The organism is Pseudomonas sp. PB106, assembly GCF_009764645.1.
Classification (GTDB): Bacteria; Pseudomonadota; Gammaproteobacteria; order Pseudomonadales; family Pseudomonadaceae; genus Aquipseudomonas.
The window spans coordinates 56142-77915 of record NZ_RWIM01000205.1; the positions used below are offsets into that span (position 1 = coordinate 56142).

20 protein-coding genes are annotated in these 21774 nt (G+C 59.0%); 14 read left to right on the forward strand and 6 right to left on the reverse strand.

Annotated features, from left to right (window positions below):
* The first annotated feature begins 106 nt into the window (after nucleotides 1-106).
* A complete protein-coding gene (locus tag EJA71_RS25240; RefSeq protein WP_158960432.1) occupies nucleotides 107-1594 on the forward strand; it encodes a helicase HerA-like domain-containing protein in 1488 nt (495 codons plus the stop codon).
* Nucleotides 1595-1683: 89 nt separating this feature from the next.
* Here EJA71_RS25240 and EJA71_RS25245 read toward each other — a convergent pair whose 3' ends face one another.
* On the reverse strand, nucleotides 1684-2139 hold the full coding sequence (locus EJA71_RS25245) for a DUF721 domain-containing protein (RefSeq protein WP_158960434.1): 456 nt from the start codon (nucleotides 2137-2139) through the stop codon (nucleotides 1684-1686).
* A 307-nt stretch (nucleotides 2140-2446) separates the two neighbouring features.
* Between EJA71_RS25245 and secA the strand changes: the two genes are divergently transcribed.
* The 4 genes from secA (at nucleotide 2447) to EJA71_RS25265 (ending at nucleotide 8277) form a co-directional block, all read left to right on the forward strand.
* Complete coding sequence (gene secA / locus EJA71_RS25250; RefSeq protein WP_158960437.1) at nucleotides 2447-5182, forward strand: preprotein translocase subunit SecA; 2736 nt, start codon at nucleotides 2447-2449, stop codon at nucleotides 5180-5182.
* 122 nt (nucleotides 5183-5304) lie between these two features.
* Nucleotides 5305-6522 (forward strand): bifunctional glutamate N-acetyltransferase/amino-acid acetyltransferase ArgJ, encoded by a 1218-nt coding sequence (argJ, locus tag EJA71_RS25255; protein ID WP_158960440.1) that lies wholly within the window; start codon nucleotides 5305-5307, stop codon nucleotides 6520-6522.
* Nucleotides 6523-6700: 178 nt separating this feature from the next.
* Nucleotides 6701-7333: a glutathione S-transferase family protein gene (locus EJA71_RS25260; RefSeq protein ID WP_158960443.1), complete on the forward strand. Its 633-nt coding sequence runs from the start codon at nucleotides 6701-6703 to the stop codon at nucleotides 7331-7333.
* Nucleotides 7330-8277, forward strand: coding sequence for a Nudix family hydrolase (locus EJA71_RS25265; RefSeq protein WP_158960445.1), 948 nt, complete (start codon nucleotides 7330-7332; stop codon nucleotides 8275-8277). The genes EJA71_RS25260 and EJA71_RS25265 overlap by 4 nt, the downstream gene beginning before the upstream one ends.
* A gap of 119 nt (nucleotides 8278-8396) precedes the next feature.
* On the opposite strand, the gene EJA71_RS25270 is transcribed toward EJA71_RS25265, so the two are convergent.
* From EJA71_RS25270 to EJA71_RS25280, 3 genes are read right to left on the reverse strand one after another with little or no spacing between them, the layout of a single operon-like run.
* Nucleotides 8397-8981 (reverse strand): cob(I)yrinic acid a,c-diamide adenosyltransferase, encoded by a 585-nt coding sequence (locus tag EJA71_RS25270; RefSeq protein ID WP_158960448.1) that lies wholly within the window; start codon nucleotides 8979-8981, stop codon nucleotides 8397-8399.
* Between the two features lie 3 nt (nucleotides 8982-8984).
* Nucleotides 8985-11021, reverse strand: a complete 2037-nt coding sequence (locus EJA71_RS25275) for a PAS domain-containing sensor histidine kinase (RefSeq protein WP_158960451.1) — start codon at nucleotides 11019-11021, stop codon at nucleotides 8985-8987.
* 45 nt (nucleotides 11022-11066) lie between these two features.
* Nucleotides 11067-11984, reverse strand: coding sequence for a putative 2-dehydropantoate 2-reductase (locus EJA71_RS25280; RefSeq protein ID WP_158960454.1), 918 nt, complete (start codon nucleotides 11982-11984; stop codon nucleotides 11067-11069).
* A gap of 140 nt (nucleotides 11985-12124) precedes the next feature.
* Between EJA71_RS25280 and EJA71_RS25285 the strand changes: the two genes are divergently transcribed.
* Together EJA71_RS25285 and EJA71_RS25290 are read left to right on the forward strand one after the other, a co-directional pair.
* The gene (locus EJA71_RS25285; protein ID WP_008080210.1) at nucleotides 12125-12610 is read left to right on the forward strand and encodes a YajQ family cyclic di-GMP-binding protein; all 486 of its coding nucleotides are present in this window, start codon (nucleotides 12125-12127) and stop codon (nucleotides 12608-12610) included.
* Nucleotides 12611-12748: 138 nt separating this feature from the next.
* Complete coding sequence (locus EJA71_RS25290) at nucleotides 12749-13591, forward strand: mechanosensitive ion channel family protein (protein ID WP_158960455.1); 843 nt, start codon at nucleotides 12749-12751, stop codon at nucleotides 13589-13591.
* 118 nt (nucleotides 13592-13709) lie between these two features.
* On the opposite strand, the gene EJA71_RS25295 is transcribed toward EJA71_RS25290, so the two are convergent.
* The gene (locus EJA71_RS25295) at nucleotides 13710-15059 is read right to left on the reverse strand and encodes an OprD family porin (protein WP_158960458.1); all 1350 of its coding nucleotides are present in this window, start codon (nucleotides 15057-15059) and stop codon (nucleotides 13710-13712) included.
* Between the two features lie 896 nt (nucleotides 15060-15955).
* Between EJA71_RS25295 and EJA71_RS25300 the strand changes: the two genes are divergently transcribed.
* Both EJA71_RS25300 and EJA71_RS25305 read left to right on the forward strand, forming a co-directional pair.
* Nucleotides 15956-16381, forward strand: a complete 426-nt coding sequence (locus tag EJA71_RS25300; protein WP_158960461.1) for an HIT domain-containing protein — start codon at nucleotides 15956-15958, stop codon at nucleotides 16379-16381.
* Between the two features lie 3 nt (nucleotides 16382-16384).
* Nucleotides 16385-16591 carry a SlyX family protein gene (locus EJA71_RS25305; protein WP_158960463.1) on the forward strand — a complete coding sequence of 69 codons (207 nt, stop codon included), beginning with the start codon at nucleotides 16385-16387 and terminating at the stop codon, nucleotides 16589-16591.
* A gap of 64 nt (nucleotides 16592-16655) precedes the next feature.
* Here the strand turns inward: EJA71_RS25305 and EJA71_RS27710 are convergent, their stop codons facing one another.
* On the reverse strand, nucleotides 16656-17258 hold the full coding sequence (locus EJA71_RS27710; protein ID WP_158960466.1) for a cold-shock protein: 603 nt from the start codon (nucleotides 17256-17258) through the stop codon (nucleotides 16656-16658).
* 311 nt (nucleotides 17259-17569) lie between these two features.
* On the opposite strand from EJA71_RS27710, the gene EJA71_RS25315 reads away from it, so the two are divergent.
* From EJA71_RS25315 to EJA71_RS25335, 5 genes are all read left to right on the forward strand, one after another.
* Nucleotides 17570-18040: a Dps family protein gene (locus tag EJA71_RS25315; protein ID WP_158960469.1), complete on the forward strand. Its 471-nt coding sequence runs from the start codon at nucleotides 17570-17572 to the stop codon at nucleotides 18038-18040.
* Between the two features lie 182 nt (nucleotides 18041-18222).
* A complete protein-coding gene (locus tag EJA71_RS25320; protein WP_158960472.1) occupies nucleotides 18223-18561 on the forward strand; it encodes a ribbon-helix-helix domain-containing protein in 339 nt (112 codons plus the stop codon).
* A gap of 131 nt (nucleotides 18562-18692) precedes the next feature.
* Nucleotides 18693-18914, forward strand: coding sequence for an FmdB family zinc ribbon protein (locus EJA71_RS25325; RefSeq protein WP_007912741.1), 222 nt, complete (start codon nucleotides 18693-18695; stop codon nucleotides 18912-18914).
* 100 nt (nucleotides 18915-19014) lie between these two features.
* On the forward strand, nucleotides 19015-20790 hold the full coding sequence (gene aspS / locus EJA71_RS25330; RefSeq protein ID WP_158960475.1) for an aspartate--tRNA ligase: 1776 nt from the start codon (nucleotides 19015-19017) through the stop codon (nucleotides 20788-20790).
* Nucleotides 20791-20919: 129 nt separating this feature from the next.
* Nucleotides 20920-21666 carry a YebC/PmpR family DNA-binding transcriptional regulator gene (locus tag EJA71_RS25335; protein WP_122589593.1) on the forward strand — a complete coding sequence of 249 codons (747 nt, stop codon included), beginning with the start codon at nucleotides 20920-20922 and terminating at the stop codon, nucleotides 21664-21666.
* Nucleotides 21667-21774: the final 108 nt, after the last annotated feature.

Below are 21774 nucleotides of genomic sequence, written 5' to 3' on the forward strand. Positions count from 1 at the left end.
ATATTTCCGTCTCTCCTTAGGGAAATGTCCGTCCTGACTTTTGGTCGGGTCCTACATCAATCTGTATCGGCCATGTGTAATCAAAGATTAACCATTGGGTGACAAAATGCCTGACTCATCACAACTCGTAATCGGCGCCGATCTCGCGGGGCAACAGGTCGCTCAGGCCATGCGCCTGGCGAACCGCCACGGGCTGGTCGCCGGCGCCACCGGCACCGGCAAGACCGTCACTTTGCAGCGCCTGGCCGAAGCCTTCAGTGATGCGGGCGTTGCGGTTTTCGCTGCCGACATCAAGGGCGATCTGTGTGGCCTCGGTGCCGCCGGCAACCCGCAGGGCAAAGTGGCCGAGCGCATTGCCGGGATGCCATGGCTCAACCACACGCCGCAGGCGTATCCGTTGACGTTGTGGGATATCCACGGTGAGTCCGGTCATCCATTGCGCACCACCTTGAGTGAAATGGGCCCGCTGCTGATCGGCAGCCTGCTGGAACTGACCGACAGCCAGCAGTCGGCGCTGTACGCGGCGTTCAAGGTCGCCGACCGCGAAGGTCTGTTGTTGCTCGATCTGAAAGATCTGAAAGCGCTGCTCAATCACCTCAAGGACAACCCGCAGCTATTGGGCGAAGACGCCGCGCTGATGACCACCGGGTCCAGTCAGGCGCTGTTGCGGCGCTTGGCAACGCTGGAGCAGCAGGGCGCGGAAGCTTTATTCGGCGAACCGGCGCTGCAGCTCGAAGACATCCTGCACCCGGCCGCCGATGGCCGTGGGCGTATTCATCTATTGGACGCCAGCCGTCTGGTGCATGAAGCGCCGAAGGTCTACGCGACTTTCCTGTTGTGGTTGCTGGCGGAACTGTTCGAGCAATTGCCGGAGCGCGGCGATGCCGACAAACCGTTGCTGGCGCTGTTTTTCGATGAGGCGCATTTGCTCTTCGGCGATACGCCCAAGGCCTTGCAGGAACGGCTTGAGCAAGTAGTGCGGCTGATCCGCTCAAAAGGCGTGGGCGTGTATTTCGTCACCCAATCGCCGGCGGATCTGCCGGATGACGTGCTGGCGCAGCTGGGTTTGCGCATCCAGCACGGCTTACGCGCATTCACCGCCAAGGAGCAGAAATCCCTGCGCGCGGTGGCCGACGGTTTCCGGCCGAATCCGGCCTTCGACAGTTTGTCGGTGCTGACTGAATTGGGGATTGGCGAGGCGCTGGTCGGTACGCTGACCGAGAAAGGCACGCCGGAAATGGTCCAGCGCGTGCTGGTGGCGCCGCCGCAATCGCGGATCGGGCCGCTGACCGAGACTGAGCGAACGGTGCTGATCGCCGGCTCGCCGTTCAAGGGGCGTTATGACAAACCGATTGATCGGGAATCGGCATACGAGATTTTGATGGGCCGCAAAGGCCTGGCGCCAGAAGCTGAAGTGCCTGCCGGGAAACCTGCGGCTGAAGAGCCAAGCCTGGCCGACAGGGCTGGGGAATTTCTCGGAACGGCAGCCGGGCAGGCGCTGAAGTCGGCGATGCGTCAGGCGGCCAATAACCTTGGCAAGCAATTGGTGCGCGGCTTGATGGGTTCTTTATTGGGTGGCAGCAAGCGCCGCTAAAAGCAAAGATCGCAGCCGTTGGCAGCTCCTACAGGGCTTTGCATTCCAACTGTAGGAGCTGCCGACGACTGCGATCTTTTGATGTTGCTTCAGGATTTGGTCTTGGCGTGCGCCGCCAATCGTTCCAGCGCCGCGCGCAAGCCCGGGTCACTGATCCCGTCGGCCGTCTCCCGAATCGTCGCCGCTGCATCCGTCGACAGATCCGGAGCGTGTCCGACAGGCCCGCGATGGATCAACGGTGGCTGCACCTTGAAGCGAATCTGCGTCAACCGGTCGAACTCATCGAACATTTGCAACTGGCGCAGCAGGCGCTTTTGCTGATAACGCAGACGGGTGGCCCAATGGCCATCGGTGACCACCAGCTGCAAGCAGCCTTCGCGCCACGAGGCGACATGGCAATGCGCGCGGGCGGCGGGTTGCAGTTGGCTTTCGAGCAGGCGCTGCAAATGCCCCAAGCGCTGGGCATGGCCGAGGATGGCTTTGAGCGGCTTGGCTTCGCGCAAGAGAACGGCGGGTGCTCTGGCCGTAAGAGGGCGGAATGCCATGATCGAACGCCTGAAGTAACAGAATCGCCATGGTAGCAGATAGGCGAAATCACTCGCCCATTGCTTTTGACCCCGCTTTACCCATTAAATCAACGACTAACTTCTTCCTTGAATGACTTGAAGTTGAGCAAAACGCCCCTATTTTAAGTGAGCCCCGTCAAAGCGCAGTGCCAGCATCGTGGAATATCGCCACTTTCCTCACTTCCGTTTCCGGGTAGAATGCTCGTTCGCATGCGGCCATGAGGGCTGCACGGGCGACGCTCACGGGGCCGCCCTCCATCCCTTTAGTGTGGAAGATCCTGCCGATATGTTTGCGCCTTTGTTAAAGAAACTTTTTGGAAGCAAGAACGAGCGTGAAGTCAAACGCATGCTCAAGACGGTGCAGCTCGTCAATGCCTTCGAAGAGCAAATGGTGGCCCTTTCGGACGATCAATTGCGCGCCAAGACCGCTGAGTTCAAGGCCCGCATCGCCAAAGGGGAAACCCTCGACAAGCTGTTGCCAGAAGCCTTCGCGGTCGCCCGTGAAGCCGGCAAGCGCATCATGGGTATGCGCCACTTCGACGTACAGCTCGTCGGTGGCATGACCTTGCACGAAGGCAAGATCGCCGAAATGCGCACCGGTGAGGGCAAGACCCTCGTAGCGACCCTGGGTGTTTACCTCAACGCGCTGTCCGGCAAGGGCGTGCACGTTGTGACGGTGAACGACTACCTGGCGCGTCGTGACGCCAACTGGATGCGTCCGCTATATGAATTCCTCGGCCTGACCGTCGGCGTCGTGACGCCGTTCCAGCCGCCGGAAGAGAAGCGTCTGGCCTACGCCGCCGACATCACCTACGGCACCAACAACGAATTCGGTTTCGACTACCTGCGCGACAACATGGCGTTCAGCATGGAAGAAAAATTCCAGCGCGAACTCAACTTTGCCGTGATCGACGAAGTCGACTCCATCCTCATCGACGAAGCGCGTACCCCGCTGATCATTTCCGGTCAGGCCGAGGACAGCTCCAAGCTGTACATGGAGATCAACAAACTGATCCCGCAGCTGGAACTGCACGTCGAGGAAGTCGAAGGCGAAGTCACCAAGGCTGGCCACTACACCGTTGACGAGAAGACCCGTCAGGTCGAGCTCAACGAAGCCGGTCACCAGTTCATCGAAGACATGCTCACCCGCGTCGGCCTGCTGGCTGAAGGCGAGAGCCTGTACTCGGCGCATAACCTGGGCCTGTTGACCCACGTTTACGCCGGTCTGCGTGCGCACAAGCTGTTCAACCGCAACATCGAATACATCGTGCAGGACGGCCAGGTCGTACTGGTCGACGAACACACCGGCCGCACCATGCCGGGTCGTCGTCTGTCCGAGGGCCTGCACCAGGCCATCGAAGCCAAGGAAGGTCTGAACATTCAGGCCGAGAGCCAGACCCTGGCCTCGACCACGTTCCAGAACTACTTCCGTCTGTACACCAAGCTCTCGGGCATGACCGGTACCGCTGACACCGAAGCGTTCGAATTCCACCAGATCTATGGTCTGGAAGTGATGGTCATTCCGCCGAACAAACCATTGGCGCGTAAAGACTTCAACGACCTGGTGTTCCTGACCGCCGAAGAGAAATACGCGGCGATCGTTGCGGACATCAAGGAAAGCATGGCGGCCGGCCGGCCGGTGCTGGTGGGTACTGCGACCATCGAAACCTCCGAGCACATGTCCGCATTGCTCGTGAAGGAAGGCATCGAACACAAGGTTCTCAACGCCAAGTTCCACGAAAAAGAAGCCGAAATCATCGCGCAGGCCGGTCGTCCGGGTGCACTGACCATCGCCACCAACATGGCCGGTCGTGGTACCGACATCCTGTTGGGCGGTAACTGGGAAGTGGAAGTCGCGTCGCTTGAAAATCCGACCCCTGAGCAGATCGCTCAGATCAAGGCCGACTGGCAGAAGCGTCACCAGCAAGTGCTCGAATCGGGCGGCTTGCAGGTGATTGCTTCCGAGCGTCACGAATCCCGTCGTATCGACAACCAGCTGCGTGGCCGGGCCGGTCGTCAGGGCGATGCCGGTTCGAGCCGCTTCTACCTGTCGCTGGAAGACAGCCTGATGCGCATCTTCGCCTCTGATCGAGTGAAGAACTTCATGAAAGCCCTGGGCATGCAGCCGGGCGAAGCGATCGAGCACCGCATGGTGACCAACGCGATCGAGAAGGCGCAGCGCAAGGTTGAAGGCCGCAACTTCGACATTCGCAAGCAGTTGCTCGAGTTCGATGACGTCAACAACGAACAGCGTAAAGTGATCTATCACATGCGTAACACGTTGCTGGCCGCTGACAACATCGGTGAGACCATCGCCGACTTCCGTCAGGACGTGCTCAACGCCACCGTCAGCGCCCACATTCCGCCGCAATCGCTGCCTGAGCAGTGGGACGTGGCCGGTCTGGAAGCGACGATTGCCAGCGACTTCGGCGTGAAACTGCCGATCCAGCAATGGCTCGACGAAGACGATCACCTGTACGAAGAAACCCTGCGCGAGAAGCTGATGGCCGAGCTGATCGCCGCGTACAACGAGAAAGAAGACCAGGCGGGTGCCGAGGCATTGCGCTCCTTCGAGAAGCAAATCGTTCTGCGCGTGCTGGACGACCTGTGGAAAGACCACCTGTCGACCATGGATCACCTGCGTCACGGCATCCACCTGCGTGGCTATGCCCAGAAGAACCCGAAGCAGGAGTACAAGCGCGAGTCGTTCACGCTGTTCTCCGAGCTGCTCGATTCGATCAAGCGCGATTCGATCCGCGTGCTGTCGCACGTTCAGGTTCGTCGCGAAGATCCGGAAGCCGAAGAGCAACGTCTGCGTGAGGAAGCCGAAGCACTGGCCGCCCGCATGCAGTTCGAACACGCTGAAGCGCCAGGTCTGGAGCAACCGGAATTGCTCGGTGAAGAGGTCGATGTAGCCCTCGCCACCGCACCGGTTCGCAACGAGCAGAAGCTGGGCCGCAACGAACTGTGCTACTGCGGTTCGGGCAAGAAATTCAAGCATTGCCACGGGCAGATCCAGTAAAACCCGTTTCAATCGCTGAAATACCCGCGCCGCGACCGGCTCCTGCCGTCGCGGCGTTTTGCCATTTAAACCACCGTCGCTGCGAGTGGCGGTGCTGACATCATTGAGTAAGGAGCGCATTCATGGCTGTTGGTCTTGGTCCTTTGCCAACGTTGCACCCGGTTGCCGGTTTTGAACTCGGTATCGCCTCGGCCGGCATCAAGCGCCCCGGGCGCAAGGATGTCGTTGTGATGCGCTGTGCCGAAGGTTCGACCGTGGCCGGCGTGTTCACGTTGAACGCCTTTTGCGCAGCGCCCGTGATTCTGGCGAAAAAACGTGTGCAGAACGCTGTGCGCTATCTGCTGACCAACACCGGCAATGCCAACGCCGGTACCGGCGAGCCAGGCCTGGCCGCTGCCGAACGCACCACCGCCAAACTGGCCGAGCTGACGGGCGTTGATGCCAGCCAGATTCTGCCGTACTCCACCGGCGTGATCGGCGAGCCACTGCCGGTCGAGAAGATCGAAGGCGCGCTGCAAGCCGCGCTCGACGACTTGTCGGAAAACAATTGGGAAGCCGCTGCTACCGGCATCATGACCACCGACACCCTGCCAAAGGGCGCCAGCCGCCAGTTCGAGCATGACGGCGTGACCATCACCGTGACCGGCATCAGCAAAGGCGCGGGCATGATCCGTCCGAACATGGCGACCATGCTCGGCTACATCGCTACTGACGCCAAAGTCTCCCGCGACGTGCTGCACAACCTGATGCTCGACGGCGCGAACAAGTCGTTCAACCGCATCACCATCGACGGCGATACCTCGACCAACGACTGCTGCATGCTGATCGCTACCGGCAAGGCAGCACTGCCGGAAATCACCCGCGCCGAAGGCGAGTTGTTCGCCAAGTTGAAGCAAGCGGTGTTTGAAGTGTGCATGGACGTGGCCCAGGCCATCGTGCGTGACGGCGAAGGCGCGACCAAGTTCGTCACCGTTGAAGTGAATGGCGGCGGCAATCATCACGAATGCCTGGACGTTGGTTATACCGTGGCGCACTCGCCACTGATCAAAACCGCGCTGTTCGCCTCCGACCCTAACTGGGGCCGCATTCTGGCTGCCGTCGGTCGTGCCGGCGTACCGGATCTGGACGTGAGCAAGATCGACGTGTTCCTCGGCGACGTGTGCATTGCCAGCCGTGGCGCCCGCGCAGCGACCTACACTGAAGCGCAGGGTTCGGCGGTGATGCAGCAGGAAGAAATCACCATCCGCATCGAACTGGGTCGCGGCGATTGCAGCGAAACCATCTGGACCACCGACCTGTCGCATGAGTATGTGAAGATCAACGCGGAATACCGCACCTGATCTAAAAGGTGGAGCGGCTGCCGGCCTCATCGCGGGCAAGCCCGCTCCCACAGGGTTCTGTGGTGTACACAAAATTTGTGAGCGACCTCAATCACTGTGGGAGCGGGCTTGCCCGCGATGGCGGACGCACAGACGCCAGACATTCTGGATTGTTTCCCTGACAAGAAGGTATTCACCCATGTCCCTGCACCTGATCATCGGCGACAAATTGCTTTCCTCCTGGTCCCTGCGCGCGGCACTGGCGCTCGAACTGACCGGCGCTCCCTACAGCGAAGAACTGATCAAACTCGGCAAGCCCGACACCCGCGAGCTGCTGCTCAAGCATTCGCCGACAGCAAAAGTCCCGCTGCTGCAAACGGCGCGTGGCACCATCGCCGATTCGCTGGCGATTGCTGAATACCTCGCCGAACAGTTCCCGTCCGAGCAGCTCTGGCCATCCGATATTTACGCTCGGGCCCAGGCGCGCTCCGCCTGCGCACAAATGCACAGCGGTTTCTTCGCCATGCGCAATCACATGCCCTTCAACCTCAATCACGATGCGCCGCTGAACCCGGTGCCGCCGGAGGTCAAGGTTGATATCGAGCGCATGCTCGCGCTGTGGGCCGAGTGCCGCGCTGCCGCCACCGAGAGCGGTCCGTATCTGTTTGGCCGGGTGAGTCTGGCCGATGCTTTCTTCGCGCCCATTGCCGTACGTCTGCGTACCTATCAGGTGCAACTGCCGGATGCCGATCAGGCTTATGTTGAAACCGTCTACCAATGGCCCGCCTTCAAGGCGTGGCAACAGGCTGGACTGGAGGAGTTGAATCCGTGAAACGCGTACACGTCGCCGCCGCCGTCATTCGTGACGACAGTGGCAAGATCCTCATCGCCCGCCGCGCCGACACCCAGCATCAAGGTGGATTGTGGGAGTTTCCCGGCGGCAAGGTCGAGGCTGACGAAACAGTCGAGAGCGCGCTGTCCCGTGAGCTGCATGAAGAATTGGGCATCGTCGTTGGCGCCGCCCGACCGCTGATCAAGGTGCGTCACGACTACCCCGACAAACAAGTGTTGCTGGATGTCTGGGAAGTTTCGGCATTTACCGGCGAGCCCCACGGTGCCGAAGGCCAGCCATTGGCCTGGGTCACGGCGAAAGAGTTGGTGAATTACGAGTTCCCGGCGGCCAACCAGCCTATCGTCGCGGCGGCGCGTTTGCCCGCCGAATATCTGATAACCCCGGAAGATCTGGAAACGTCGGCGCTGCTGCGCGGTATCCAGAAAGCGATTGCCGGCGGGATCAAGCTGATCCAGCTGCGCGCACCAAACGGTTACGACCCCAAGTACCGCGATCTGGCGGTGGATGCCGCCGGTCTTTGCGCGGGCAAGGCGCAACTGATGATCAAAGGGCCGTTCGAGTGGCTCGGCGATTTCCCGTCGGCCGGTTGGCATATCACTGCCGCACAGTTGCGTAAGTACGCGGCGGCGGGGCGTCCGTTGCCGGCGGAACGCTGGCTGGCGGCGTCGTGCCACAACGCTGAGGAATTGGCGCTGGCTGAGCAGATGGGCGTGGATTTTGTAACGCTGTCGCCGGTGCAGCCGACCTTGACTCATCCGGATGCGCAACCGTTGGGCTGGGAGCAGGCTGAGGCGTTGATCGAGGGATTCAGTAAACCGGTGTTTCTGTTGGGTGGGGTTGGCCCGGCGGAGCGCGAGAAGGCCTGGAGTCATGGTGCTCAAGGTGTGGCGGGGATTCGCGCGTTCTGGCCTGACTCTCTGTAAGGCTGCTGGCCTCATCGCTGGCAAGCCAGCTCCCACAAGGTTTTGTGTCGTTCACAAGTGTTGTGTAAGCGACTGAACCTGTGGGAGCTGGCTTGCCAGCGATGACGGCTAAACGGGCGCTACTTCTTTTCAGGTTTCGCTGCCGGTTGCCAAAGAATTTCCGCCACCCCCTGCCGCCGCGCAATCAACCGCGCCGCGACAAACAACAAATCCGACAACCGATTGATATACGCCAGGCCAACCCCGGCCAGCGGCTCAATCGCGTTCAAATGCTGACAACGCCGTTCGGCACTTCTCGCCAGGCTGCGACACACATGCGCCTGGGCAATCAGCATCGAGCCACCCGGCAGAATGAAATTCTCCAGCGGTCCCAACTCTTCATTCCACACATCGATTGCCGCTTCCAGCCGTTCGATTTCTGCAGCGCTCAATGCCTGATATTCCGGCATGGCCAACTCGCCACCCAAATCAAACAAGCGATGCTGACAAGGCGACAAGACCTCGATCAGTTCATTCAATCCCGGAAACGCCTCACGCTCGGCCATCAATCCGGCGAGCAAGACACCGACCTGACTGTTCAGCGTATCGACCTCGCCAATCGCTTCAATGCGCGGGTGATCCTTCGGTACGCGGCGGCCGTCGCCCAGGCCGGTTTCGCCTTTGTCGCCGGTGCGGGTGTAGATCTTCGACAAGCGAAAGCCCATGGGTTACCTCGGTAGTTGATTGAGTTCGGCCGCGATGGGCGCCGGTTGCGCCAGCGGCAGGCGCAGGGTGAAGCAGGTGCCTTGGCCGGGCGCCGACTGCACTTCCATCTGGCCTTTGTGGTTGTTGGTGATGATGAAGTACGACACCGACAAGCCAAGCCCGGTGCCTTGGCCGATTTCCTTGGTGGTGAAGAACGGCTCGAAGGTGCGTTTGCGCACGTTCTCGCTCATGCCGATGCCGTTGTCCTCGACTTGAATTTCCGCCCACGGCGGATTGAGTCGGGTGCGCAGAATGATCCGTCCCGGCTCGCTGTCGTCTTCGCGCTGGTGAATCGCCTGCGCTGCGTTTTTCAACAGGTTGAGCAGCACTTGCTCCAGTTCGTTGGCGGTGCCCGGCACCGGGCCGAGCGCCGGGTCGAATTGACGGATGATCGCCTGTCCCTTGAAGTCGAAGCCAATGGCCAGATCGAAGTCGTTACCGGCGATTTCCACCGCTTGATCGATCAGCGCCGGCAGATCGCACGGCGCCATCTGGCGGGTGCTGCGGCGACTGAAGCTGAGCATGTGCGTGACGATTTTTGCCGCCCGCGCGCCGGCTTGCTGGATGCCGTCGAGCAGTTGCGGCACTTCGCGAACTTGCAGGTAGCGGTTGACCGTGTCGATCTCGATGCCCAGTTGCTCGGCGGTCTCGAGGTTCTTCGGCAGCTCTGTCGACAGTCTGCGGCGTATGTTCTGTACGTTGTGCAGGATCGCGCCCAGCGGGTTGTTGATTTCATGGGCCATGCCGGCGGCGAGGCCGCCGACCGAGAGCATTTTTTCCGACTGCACCATCATTTCTTCCAGCGACAGGCGCTGGGTGATGTCGTCGATACGAATCACCACACCACGCCCGGCACCACCCATCAGCGGATAGAAGGTCAGCGCGTAATGCTTGGGTTCGTCGTCCTTGAACCACGTCACCCGTTCGATTTTGGCTACCGTGTGTTGCTCGACCGTCTGCTTGAGCTGCGGCAGAAACGGCTTGAGCGGTTCGAAGGCGAGAAAGATCGGCTGGTTCAGCGCTTCGTCCAGACGCGTGCCGGAGAGGGCGCTGGCTTCCTGATTCCATTGGGTGACGTAGAGCTGCTCGTCGAGGGCGATCAGCGCCGAGGGCATCGAATCGATGATGCTGTTGAGGTAGTTCTGGAAGCCGGTGAGCTTCTTCTCGATCTTGCTGCGCACCTGAACTTCGAGTTCCAGTTTGCGGTTGGTGTGACGGGTTTCTTCGGCCAGACCTTGCGCCTGATCGTAGGCGGCTTGCGAGTCATCGCGGGCGCGTTTGAGCTGCTGCTCGCGGGCCTCGATGCGCGAAAGCATGGTGTTAAAGGCTTCGGCCAGGCTGCCGATTTCGTCGTGGTTGCCGCGCGAGGCACGCAACGCGTAGTTCTCTTCCCGGGTGACCTGACGCGACAGTTCTTCCAACTGGTGGATCGGTCGGGTGATCAGGCGTTTGATCTGCCGGGCAATCACCAGCCACAGCAGCACGCTGAAAATCAGGATGCCGAGGCTCGCGGTCAGGGTGCCGGTGTAGAACGCCATCGGCAGCTCGCTGCTGGCCACCAGCAGTAGATGACCGGGCGCGGTGCCGGGACGGGGCAGGGTGATCAACTGGTTGCTGCGAAACTCGGTGAGTTGCCACGCTTCGATGTGCCGATAGCGTTCCGGCAGTTTGAGTTTGTCGCCGCGTTGCACTTGCGCCAGCCGTTCGCCTTTGCCGTCGTACAGGGCGGCGGCACGCAGCGGTGAATAGCTGTCGAGTTCCTTGAGCAGGCGTTCGGCGCTTTGCGGTGATTGCAGGGCTTCGCTGACCAGGCTCGGGTTGGCGATCAGTCGGCCAATGGTCTGCAAGGCCTGTGGGGCCATGCTTTCCTGGGAAATGTAATAGGCGGCGCTGATAAAGGTCAGGTTGGCGACCAGTAAAACAGTGGTCAACAGCACCAGCAGGGCGGCCAGCAGTTTCTGGCCGACCGGCAGGTTTTCGAGGCGCTGGCGCAATGGCATCAGGTTTATCGCAGCAAAGGAACAAGTGGCCAGCGTAGCCGCTGCTCAGTCGCTGGGCAATCCGAGGCTGTGCAGATGTGTGACGAGGCGCTGCTGCAATTGGTTGAGGTGCGGCAGATTCAATTGATGGCGCGCAGCGACTGTGCAGGCGTGGCCCAACAGATAGCTGATTTCGGTGCGGCGCTGGTTCGCCACGTCTTGATACATGGAGGAGTAATTGGCTGCGGTGGCGTGGATCACCCGTTCGACTTCCTGTTGCAGGTTCTCGGCGGCGGCCGGTTGACCACAACGCTGCAGCAACTCGGCAAGTTCGGCGCAGAGGGTGGCGACTTCGCAGTGATGTTCCTGCAAACCGCCATTGCGGCAGTTGTGCAACACCGTCAGCGGATTGATCGCGCAGTTGAGCGCCAGTTTGCGCCACAGCCGCGTGAGGATGTCGGTGCTCCATTCATGGGGAATCCTGGCAGCCTCAAGGTCATCCAGCCAGATGGGGGCCACCGGATGACCGGCATCGCCGAGCCAAGTGAAACCATGCCCGGCGAACACCACACGCCAATCGCCGTCACGAAATGCACCTTCAGTGCTGGAGGCGCTGATGCAGCGAGCCTGCGGTACCCGCGTGGCAACGGCGTCCTGGCTGCCGAGGCCGTTTTGCAACAGGATCAGTTCGGCGTCCGTCGTCAGGCGCGGGGCGAGGCGGGCCACGGCACTTTCGGCGTCGTAGGCTTTGCAGGCGACCAGCAAGCGGCGAATCGGCTCGGGATTGTCCGGCGTTTGGCCGGGTACGGCATACGTACTGGCTTGGCCCTGCTCAACCAGCGTCAAGCCACCTGCCGCTTCGTAGCTGCGCAGACGCGTGACATCACGCACGATCAACCTGACCGGCAAGCCGGCCCGGGCCAGACGCGCGGCCCACAAAGTGCCGAGGCTGCCGGCGCCCAAAACATGCCAGGGGGTGGACATCAGTTTTTTGCTCGATTGCGTACAGGCATGCGCGGCTCGCCGTGTTCGTAGGAAAAGACCCGTTATAATGAGCCCGATTTTAACCGCAAGCCAAGCGCGCTCCATCCTCATCGAGCGCGCCTTTTTATTGGAGAGATTACATGCCGTCGTTCGACGTGGTATCCGAACTGGACAAACACGAACTCACCAACGCGGTCGAGAACGCCGTGAAGGAACTCGATCGTCGTTATGACCTGAAAGGCAAAGGCAGCTTCGAGTTCAAGGAAAAGGACCTGACCGTTAGCCTGACCGCTGAAGCCGGGTTTCAGCTGGAAGCGATGATCGAAATCCTCAAGCTGGCGCTGGTCAAGCGCAAGATCGACGTGCAGTGCCTTGAAGTCAAAGACGCGTACGCTTCGGGCAAGCTGATGAAGCAGGATGCCATCCTCAAGGAAGGCATCGACAAGGAACTGGCGAAGAAGATCGTTGGCCACATCAAAGATGCCAAGTTGAAAGTGCAGGCCGCCATTCAGGGCGAGCAAGTGCGCGTGACCGGCAAGAAGCGTGATGACCTGCAGGAAGCCATCGCTGCACTGCGTGCGAAGGAATTCGGCATGCCGCTACAGTTCAACAACTTCCGCGACTAAGCTTTCCGGTCGGGGGAACCTCTCGGCGTTTTCAGCGTCGGAGGCCCAAGCAGCGGCAGAAACGATTGAGCCCAGCAGGTTCGGTCTTTCTGCCGTTTATTTTTCAAGCCCGGGTAGCCGGAAATCAGGAGATAGAACATGGATTTGAATGCTGAGGTGGACAACCTGGTCAAGGCATCCCAGGCGTGGATCCCGATGATCATGGAGTACGGCAGCCGCGTGCTGCTGGCGGTGATTACCCTGGCCATCGGTTGGTGGCTGATCAATAAGGTCACCCAGAAACTCGGCGGTCTGCTGGCCCTGCGCAACGCTGACCTGGCGCTGCAAGGCTTCATCAGCAGCCTGGCCAACATCATTCTCAAGGTGCTGCTGATTGTCAGCGTTGCTTCGATGATCGGTGTCGAGACTACCTCCTTTGTAGCGGCCATCGGTGCTGCCGGCCTGGCCATCGGTCTGGCACTGCAGGGCAGCCTGGCAAACTTTGCCGGCGGCGTGCTGATTCTGCTGTTCCGTCCATTCCGTATCGGTGACTGGATCGAAGCGCAAGGCGTGTCGGGCACTGTCGACAGCATCCAGATTTTCCACACGGTGCTGCGTACCGGCGACAACAAAACCATCATCGTGCCAAACGGCAATCTGTCCAACGGCATCATCACCAACACTAACCGTCAGCCGACTCGCAAGGTTGTGTTCGATGTCGGTGTCGATTACGAAGCCGATCTGCAGAAGGCCCGTCAGGTGCTGCTGGATCTGGCCAAGGATGATCGCGTATTGCAGGATCCGGCACCTCAGGCCGTCATTTCGACTTTGGGTGACAGCTCGATCACTGTTTCCCTGCGTGTGTGGGTTAAAACTGCAGACTATTGGGACGTGATGTTCATGTTTAACGAACAGTCGCGTGATCGTTTAAAGGCGGCCGGTATTGATATTCCTTTTCCACAGCGCGTGATTCGCGTGGTGCAGGAATCGGCAGCACAATGATAGGTTGCTAATTAATTGCCTGACTTGTTGGTCAGGCAACTATTAAAGCGCCAGGCAATAAAAAAGGCCCATCCGAAGATGGGCCTTTTTTTATGCTTCCAAACTAACCACTGACAAATTACAAGATGTTCAGTGGGTATTCGGTGATCAGACGGAACTCTTTGACGTCGCCTTCGCCTTGGTCAGCGTTGGCAGTGTGCCAAGCTTGACGAATGCGGAAGGACAGGTCTTTGGCTGGGCCAGTCTGAACAACATACTTGGCTTCAAAGTTGGTTTCGTGGTGCTTGCCATCTTCACCGTACAGACCGGTGTAAGCGCTGCCAGCTGGAGTGCTGGTGCCGTCGATGTCCCAACCTTTAACGTAACGAACCATGAAGCTCAGGCCTGGAACGCCGTACTCGGCCATTTTCAGGTCGTAGCGAGCTTGAACGGATTTCTCGCCAGGACCGTTGAAGTCAGAGTACTGGATGGAGTTGGCGAGGAAGATCGAGTCGCCACCGCGGTTGTTCTTGCCCACACCGATGTAGTCGAACGGAGTGTCACCGTTGACCTTCTGGAAGGCCAGGGTGAAGGTGTGTGCCTTCAGGAACGACAGCGCAGTTGCCAGGGAGAAGGCAGTGTTGCTGATGTCACCTGCCTCTTTGTCACCGGTGTCGGTGGTACGGTAGATGTTGAAATCAGTGTTCAGCGAGGTGTCGCCACCGAACGGGGTGGTCAGGTTCACGTTCGCGTAGTACTGGTTCCAGATATCTTCCAGCTTGGCACCGTAGAGCGATGCGCTCAGGTTTTCGGTGATGCCGTACTTGCCGCCGAAGTAGTCGATCGTGTTGGCTTCTACGCCAGCGTAGTTGGCGTACAGGCCGCCGTTACGGGCGTTTTTGTCCTGGCTGGAAGCCGAGTAGAAGTGACCGGCTTCGAGGTCAAGGTCTTTGACTTCGCTGCTCTGCAACTGGAAGCCAGTGGCGGTTTGCGGCAGGATGCGGGAACCGCCTACAGCGAACACTGGAGAAGTGCTTGGCTGCATGTCGCCGAATTTCAGCTCGGTTTTGGAAACGCGGAATTTAACCGACGCGCCGGCTTTGCCTTGGCTGTCGTTTACGTCGCGAGCGCCGTTGTTCGGGTTAACGGTATCGCTACGGCTCATGTTGCCCGAACCGGAAGTACCGTCACCGCCATCCAGTTTCAAGGCCAGGTAACCGTATGCATCGATACCGACACCAACAGTACCTTGGGTGTAACCGGAGGTGAAGTTACCGAGGAAGCCCTGAGTCCAGTCTTTCTGGTCGTTGCCGCCGTTCTTGTTGTCGCGGTTGAAGTAGTAGTTCTTCAACGTCTCGGTGAGTGTCGCGTCCTCAACAAAGCCTTTGGCTTCTGCCTGGTCACTTACAAACGGGGCGGCCGTAGCCAACTGAGAACTGGCGGCTGCTGCAACTGCCAGTGCGATCATGCTCCACTTCATCACGCGCATCGTGATTTGCTCCTTTGGTTTTAGAAGAGTACTGCCGTCCCACCTGTTTTATTATCTGGGCGGCTCTTTCTTTTTGTGTCGGCGCAAACTTATATCACGCCGACAATGTTGGCGATACTTGCTATTCCAACCTTTCAGCTTCTTTACGACGTTGTCGCAAATGGCGTGGTGGATGTCGCAAATTCACAGTACCGACGCAGCCGGACTGACAACTTTCTCGCTGTTTTTATGGGCCTTTTTGCATCGGTAAAAAAGAGTCCCTGGCAAAACACTTGAATCTCCATCGGGCAACCCTGCCACTGTTCTTATGGGGCTTAAGGCATCCACTTCCAGTGGTGCGCTTATAGTCCATATGGGTACGAATGCAACAAGCGTGCACAAACCGCATTTTTGTTGCGGTTATTTTTTCGTTCGCTCGCCTGTGCCTGTAAAAACCTCATGAATACGGGGCATCAAGCCGCTTTTTCTCTAGGCTTGACGCCATTCCTGCTTTGGTGTTGCCGCGCCGCCGAGCGCACGAGACAACCAAAAACGTTACCGGTTCACCCCGCCAGTGAGTATTCGGCGGATGCCCGACGCAGTGAGCGTAGACGCACTGTGCGGTTTTGGTGCAAAAAAATTTACCACTGTTGTGTATTCATACAGTTGAGACGGGGCAGTGGTTGGGACGTTATCGGGTTTTTCGGTCATTTCTTCGGGTTCTGGGCCGATGCGGGTTCCGTGATGGTGCGTGCAGCCTGTAAATATCCCATGTCAGGGCGTCAGCAGAACGGGGATCGCACTGTCATCGTGAAGCTCGGCGCATTCGCAGGTATGCTGCGGTTCTGTCGCTTGGTGCGCTGTCCATCGGGATGGCCGCTAAGCTGAATAATGAAGATCAGCCGGGAGTGCACGCAGTGTTTGTTTTAGATTCACGACTTCAACAGGACACGCTGGTCATCGGTGATTTCCCGCTCAGTCGCCTGCTGCTGTCCAACGATGCCAACTACCCGTGGTTCATCCTGGTGCCACGCCGCGACGATATCAGCGAGTTGTTTCAGTTGGATGTCGCCGACCAGCAGCAACTGTGGCTGGAAACTACCGCACTGGCCGAGTTACTCAAGGACTTGTTCGACGCTGACAAAATGAACGTCGCGACCTTGGGTAACGTTGTCAGCCAGATGCACATGCATGTGATCGTGCGCAAACGCGATGATGCCGCGTGGCCGGCTCCGGTCTGGGGCAAGCACCCGGCCAAACCCTACAGCGCCGAGCAGGTAACGGCTATTCGTGATCGGTTGCGTGTGGTCCTGACCGATAACTTCACGTTTCTGGAGGGCTGAGTCATGAGCCTGGAAGAGCGCGTTACCGAGCTGGAAAGCCGTCTGGCGTTCCAGGATGACACCATTCAGGCGTTGAACGACGTGCTGGTCGCCCAGCAGCGTGTGGTCGAGCGTCTGCAGTTGCAGATGGCGGCATTGCTCAAGCGTCAGGAAGAAATGGTCGGCCAGTTCGGCTCCTTCGAAGAAGATGCACCGCCACCGCACTATTGAGTCTTTTCTTCGAGGCATAAAAAAACCGCGAACAGCTGAGCTGTTCGCGGTTTTTTGCTTTGGGTCAGCGACGCGGCAGGGCGGCGATGACGTCCTCGGCTTGCAGGCCTTTGTCCCGGTTCATCACCGAGAACTCGACGCGCTGGCCTTCGACCAGAACCCGATGGCCCTCGCCACGGATCGCACGAAAGTGCACGAAAATATCATCGCCGGAATCCCGGGAGATAAAGCCGAAGCCTTTGGAGGTGTTGAACCACTTGACGGTACCGGTATCGCGATTGGTCATGTCGTAGCTGGTTTGAGCGGCAGCCGGTGAAGAACGATAAAAGCTGACGGCCAGGTGCAGGATGACGGCAACCAGAGCGATGACCAGGCTGAACAGTACAGCTGGCTGGCCGGCGATAACAGGCATCGGCGCGATCAGGGTCAGGGTTTGCAGGACGACAGTCAGCACCAGAAGCGCGCTGACCAGATTTTGCAGATGCTGGCGCGGGCCCTTGTTCCAGTAAGGAATCACTGGAGCAATGACCAGGTTCAGCAGGCCGAAAAAGGCCAGATAAAGTGCATCGGGTTGTTGCAGGTAGGGAACGGCTTCGGATTTCAAGCTAGGTATGAACGACAGCAGCAAAGCCGCTGCGCCCATTAGCAGGTGGACGATTTTCAACATTTTGATTGGCTCACGTTATGACGGCTCACAAGGAAGAGCTGAAGGTGCACGGTTCGCTTCGGAACAAAATAAGAGGCGGTAGACACGTACGCGGCATCAGCCTATGCGCAACGCCCCGGAAAATGGGGCATGGCGACACACTGCCTATTTAACAGCAAAGCCTGCGGCTACTCAAATCAGCCCGGCCAGCGGCATGGCATCAGTCGATTTGTCGCAGTCTGTTCTGGCCATGGAGGCTGCGGGGTGTCGCCAGCCTTGCTAGAGTGGTTCTGCACCTGCTGGATGAATTCAATCGCCGTTAGGGGGTAAACATGGCAATCGATATCGGAATCAGTGAAGAAGATCGCAAGTCCATTGTCGAAGGGCTGTCGCGGCTGCTGTCGGACACCTACGTGCTGTATCTGAAAACCCATAACTTTCACTGGAACGTCACGGGGCCGATGTTTCGTACCTTGCACTTGATGTTCGAAGAGCAATACAACGAACTGGCCCTGGCCGTAGACTCCATCGCCGAACGCATTCGCGCTTTGGGTTTTCCGGCGCCAGGCGCTTATGCGACTTACGCGCGGCTTTCTTCTATTAAGGAAGAAACCGGTGTGCCGGCTGCCGAAGACATGATCAGGCAACTGGTCGAAGGCCAGGAAGCCGTGACGCGCACGGCGCGGGGGATTTTCCCGCTGCTGGACAAGGTCAGTGACGAGCCGACCGCGGATCTGCTGACTCAGCGCATGCAGGTGCACGAGAAAACCGCGTGGATGCTGCGCGCATTGCTCGAAACGTAACCCGAGTACGCGGACGTCCTGAGGGGTGTCCGCGTGCTGATCTCTATCCTACTGTTGGTGTCGGCTTATCCTACGGTGATGGTCAACAAGTCATCTGGATATAACTTTGCGTCTGCGTTTTGATGAAGACACAGGAAGTGGCTTTAAAAAAACAGCAGAGATGGCAAAGGAGTGTCACCAATATGCTAGATGAACACAGGCGAAGCGACAGGATCGTCGTTTCGCGGCAGAAAATAAAAGTCGACCCGTTCGTCAGCGAGTTCGACATGGCATTGATCCGGCCGACGTCGCGGTCAGTGCGCCTGAACGGCTATGCGACCTGCCTGCGTCTGGAGCAGGTCTACTGGAACATCCTTGGCAACATGGCTGAAGACAATGGCTGCTCGATCAGCTCGCTGCTGTCCTACGTTGATCGTGAGGTGCACCTGCGTCACGGTGGGGTGAAAAACTTCAGCGCGCTGGTCCGGGTCGTGTGTGTCATGAGTGGAGCGAGGGAAGCTGCAACCGGGGTTTCGCTCTGAAACGGCGGTTGCAGGCGAGTCAGTGGCCTGTGCAGTGATACGGCTGCACAGGCCGCATTTAATCGATATAATCCCGCTCTTTCGCCGCAAAGCCCTGCGCGCGGTGGCAATCTGATCGCCGAGACACCCCCATGCCGATGTACGATTACCAATGTGCTTCCTGTGGTCATCAGTTGGAAGCCATTCAAAAGATCAGCGAGGCACCGCTGGTCGACTGCCCTGCCTGCCAGGCACCAGAGCTCAAGAAACAGCTGTCCATGCCAGGCTTTCGCCTCAGTGGCGGTGGTTGGTACGAGACTGATTTCAAGACCGGCGCCAAGAAGAATCTGGCCGGTGGCGACAAATCTGACTAGGGTTCAAACCCAGGTTGAACGAACACGCGTGAGTTTCCGGAACGCTTCACTGCGCCGGGATCTCCACCGAATATCGAATGACGAGAAGCGAACCATTATCATGATGCGCAGCCACTATTGCGGCCAACTGAACGAAAGCCTGGAAGGCCAGGAAATTACCCTTTGCGGATGGGTTCACCGTCGCCGCGACCACGGCGGGGTGATTTTCCTCGATATCCGTGATCGTGATGGTCTGGCCCAGGTGGTATTCGATCCGGATCGCGCCGAGAGCTTCGCCGCCGCCGACCGCGTGCGCAGCGAATACGTCGTGAAGATCACCGGTAAGGTGCGTCTGCGTCCGGCCGGTGCCACCAACGCCAACATGGCGTCGGGCATGATCGAAGTGCTGGGCTACGAACTGGAAGTGCTGAACGAATCGGAAACCCCGCCGTTCCCGCTGAACGAGTTCTCCGACGTTGGCGAAGAAACCCGCCTGCGCTATCGCTTCCTCGACCTGCGTCGTCCGGAAATGGCCGAGAAGCTGCGTCTGCGTTCGCGCATGACCACCAGCATCCGTCGCTTCCTCGACGAGAACGGCTTCCTCGACGTCGAAACGCCGATCCTGACCCGTGCCACCCCTGAAGGTGCGCGTGACTATCTGGTGCCAAGCCGCACTCACGCCGGTTCGTTCTTTGCGCTGCCGCAATCGCCGCAGTTGTTCAAGCAACTGCTGATGGTGGCCGGTTTCGACCGCTACTACCAGATCGCCAAGTGCTTCCGCGACGAAGACCTGCGCGCAGACCGTCAACCGGAATTCACCCAGATCGACATCGAGACCAGCTTCCTCGATGAAAAAGAGATCATGGGCCTGACCGAAGAAATGATCCGCAACCTGTTCAAGGAAGTGCTGGGTCTGGAATTCGGCGACTTCCCGCACATGACCTTCGAAGAAGCCATGCGCCGTTACGGTTCCGACAAGCCAGACCTGCGTAACCCGCTGGAATTGGTCGACGTTGCCGATCAACTGAAAGAAGTCGACTTCAAAGTGTTCAGCGGCCCGGCCAACGATCCGAAATGCCGTATCGCCGCGCTGCGCGTTCCAGGCGGTGCGAGCATGCCGCGCAAGCAGATCGACGACTACACCAAGTTCGTCGGCATCTACGGTGCCAAGGGCCTGGCGTACATCAAGGTCAATGAGCGCGCTGCCGGTGTTGATGGCCTGCAATCGCCGATCGTGAAAAACATCCCGCTGGAAAACCTCAACGCCATCCTCGATCGCGTTGGCGCAGTTGACGGCGACATCGTGTTCTTCGGCGCCGACAAGGCCAAGATCGTCAGCGAAGCCTTGGGCGCACTGCGCATCAAGCTCGGTCACGACCTCAAGCTGTTGACCTGCGAGTGGGCGCCAATGTGGGTCGTCGACTTCCCGATGTTCGAAGAAAACGACGACGGCAGCTTCTCCGCACTGCACCACCCGTTCACCGCGCCGAAGTGCACGCCACATGAGCTCGAAGCCAACCCGGCTGGCGCTCTGTCCCGTGCGTACGACATGGTCCTGAACGGCACCGAACTGGGTGGCGGTTCGATCCGTATCCACCGTAAAGAGATGCAGCAGTCGGTATTCCGTCTGCTGGGTATCGATGAAGCAGAACAGGAAGAGAAATTCGGCTTCCTGCTCGACGCCTTGAAGTACGGTGCACCGCCGCACGGTGGTCTGGCCTTCGGTCTGGACCGTCTGGTGATGCTGATGACCGGCGCCCAGTCGATCCGTGAAGTGATCGCCTTCCCGAAAACCCAGAGTGCTGCCGACGTCATGACGCAAGCACCGGGTGTGGTGGATGCCAAGGCATTGCGCGAGCTGCACATTCGTTTGCGCGAAACGCCAAAGGCTGAGTAAGACGGGCCTGAAGGCGCATCTTCGGATGCGCCTTTTTTCTTTCTAGAGAGAGAGCAGGTCGAGATTTTTTGTTTGCTGGCCGCGCAAGAGCAGGGCGGGCAACGTTTCAAAGAGAATTCGGAGCGAGTTATGGCAGGTCATTCCAAGTGGGCGAACATCAAGCACCGCAAAGAACGTCAGGATGCCAAAAGAGGCAAGATCTTCACCAAGTGGATCCGTGAACTGACCGTTGCGGCCCGTCAGGGTGGCGGCGATCCGGGCTCCAACCCGCGTCTGCGCCTTGCGCTGGACAAGGCGTTGAGCGCGAACATGAGCCGCGACATCATCGACCGTGCCGTCGCGCGCGGCGCCGGTGCGACCGAAGCGGACAACGTTGAAGAACTGACCTACGAAGGCTACGGCCCGGGCGGCGTGGCGGTGATGGTCGAGTGCATGACCGACAACCGCAACCGTACCGCAGCGGCCGTGCGCCATGCGTTCAGCAAATGCGGCGGCAACCTCGGCACCGACGGTTCGGTGGCATACCTCTTCGAGCGCAAAGGCCAGATCAGCTTCGCGCCGGGCGTTGATGAAGACGCACTGACCGAAGCGGCGCTGGAAGCCGATGCCGATGACGTGGTCACTCACGAAGACGGTTCGATCGACGTGTTCACCTCGTTCACCAGTTTCTACGCGGTTCGTAACGCGTTGGAAGCCGCTGGCTTCAAGGGTGACGATGCGGAAATCGTCATGCAGCCGACCACCAGCGCCGAGCTGGATCTGGACGGCGCGGAGAAGGTGCTCAAGCTGATCGACATGCTTGAGGACCTGGATGACGTGCAGAACGTTTACTCCAACGCGGACATTCCGGAAGACGTGGCCGCTCAGCTCGGTTGATGCAAATAGAAAGGTCGCAGTTTTTGCTGGCTCTACACTTCACCTGTAGGAGCTGCCGAAGGCTGCGATCTTTCCGTTTTTGAAAGATCAAAAGATCGCAGCCTTCGG

Bases quoted from the DNA above. Each gene is read 5' to 3' on its own strand.
- EJA71_RS25240 (WP_158960432.1), top strand. From the start codon at position 107: ATGCCTGACTCATCACAACTCGTAATCGGCGCCGATCTCGCGGGGCAA.
- EJA71_RS25245 (WP_158960434.1), bottom strand. From the start codon at position 2,139: ATGGCATTCCGCCCTCTTACGGCCAGAGCACCCGCCGTTCTCTTGCGC.
- secA (WP_158960437.1), top strand. From the start codon at position 2,447: ATGTTTGCGCCTTTGTTAAAGAAACTTTTTGGAAGCAAGAACGAGCGT.
- argJ (WP_158960440.1), top strand. From the start codon at position 5,305: ATGGCTGTTGGTCTTGGTCCTTTGCCAACGTTGCACCCGGTTGCCGGT.
- EJA71_RS25260 (WP_158960443.1), top strand. From the start codon at position 6,701: ATGTCCCTGCACCTGATCATCGGCGACAAATTGCTTTCCTCCTGGTCC.
- EJA71_RS25270 (WP_158960448.1), bottom strand. From the start codon at position 8,981: ATGGGCTTTCGCTTGTCGAAGATCTACACCCGCACCGGCGACAAAGGC.
- EJA71_RS25275 (WP_158960451.1), bottom strand. From the start codon at position 11,021: ATGCCATTGCGCCAGCGCCTCGAAAACCTGCCGGTCGGCCAGAAACTG.
- EJA71_RS25280 (WP_158960454.1), bottom strand. From the start codon at position 11,984: ATGTCCACCCCCTGGCATGTTTTGGGCGCCGGCAGCCTCGGCACTTTG.
- EJA71_RS25285 (WP_008080210.1), top strand. From the start codon at position 12,125: ATGCCGTCGTTCGACGTGGTATCCGAACTGGACAAACACGAACTCACC.
- EJA71_RS25290 (WP_158960455.1), top strand. From the start codon at position 12,749: ATGGATTTGAATGCTGAGGTGGACAACCTGGTCAAGGCATCCCAGGCG.
- EJA71_RS25295 (WP_158960458.1), bottom strand. From the start codon at position 15,059: ATGCGCGTGATGAAGTGGAGCATGATCGCACTGGCAGTTGCAGCAGCC.
- EJA71_RS25305 (WP_158960463.1), top strand. From the start codon at position 16,385: ATGAGCCTGGAAGAGCGCGTTACCGAGCTGGAAAGCCGTCTGGCGTTC.
- EJA71_RS27710 (WP_158960466.1), bottom strand. From the start codon at position 17,258: ATGTTGAAAATCGTCCACCTGCTAATGGGCGCAGCGGCTTTGCTGCTG.
- EJA71_RS25315 (WP_158960469.1), top strand. From the start codon at position 17,570: ATGGCAATCGATATCGGAATCAGTGAAGAAGATCGCAAGTCCATTGTC.
- EJA71_RS25320 (WP_158960472.1), top strand. From the start codon at position 18,223: ATGCTAGATGAACACAGGCGAAGCGACAGGATCGTCGTTTCGCGGCAG.
- EJA71_RS25325 (WP_007912741.1), top strand. From the start codon at position 18,693: ATGCCGATGTACGATTACCAATGTGCTTCCTGTGGTCATCAGTTGGAA.
- aspS (WP_158960475.1), top strand. From the start codon at position 19,015: ATGATGCGCAGCCACTATTGCGGCCAACTGAACGAAAGCCTGGAAGGC.
- EJA71_RS25335 (WP_122589593.1), top strand. From the start codon at position 20,920: ATGGCAGGTCATTCCAAGTGGGCGAACATCAAGCACCGCAAAGAACGT.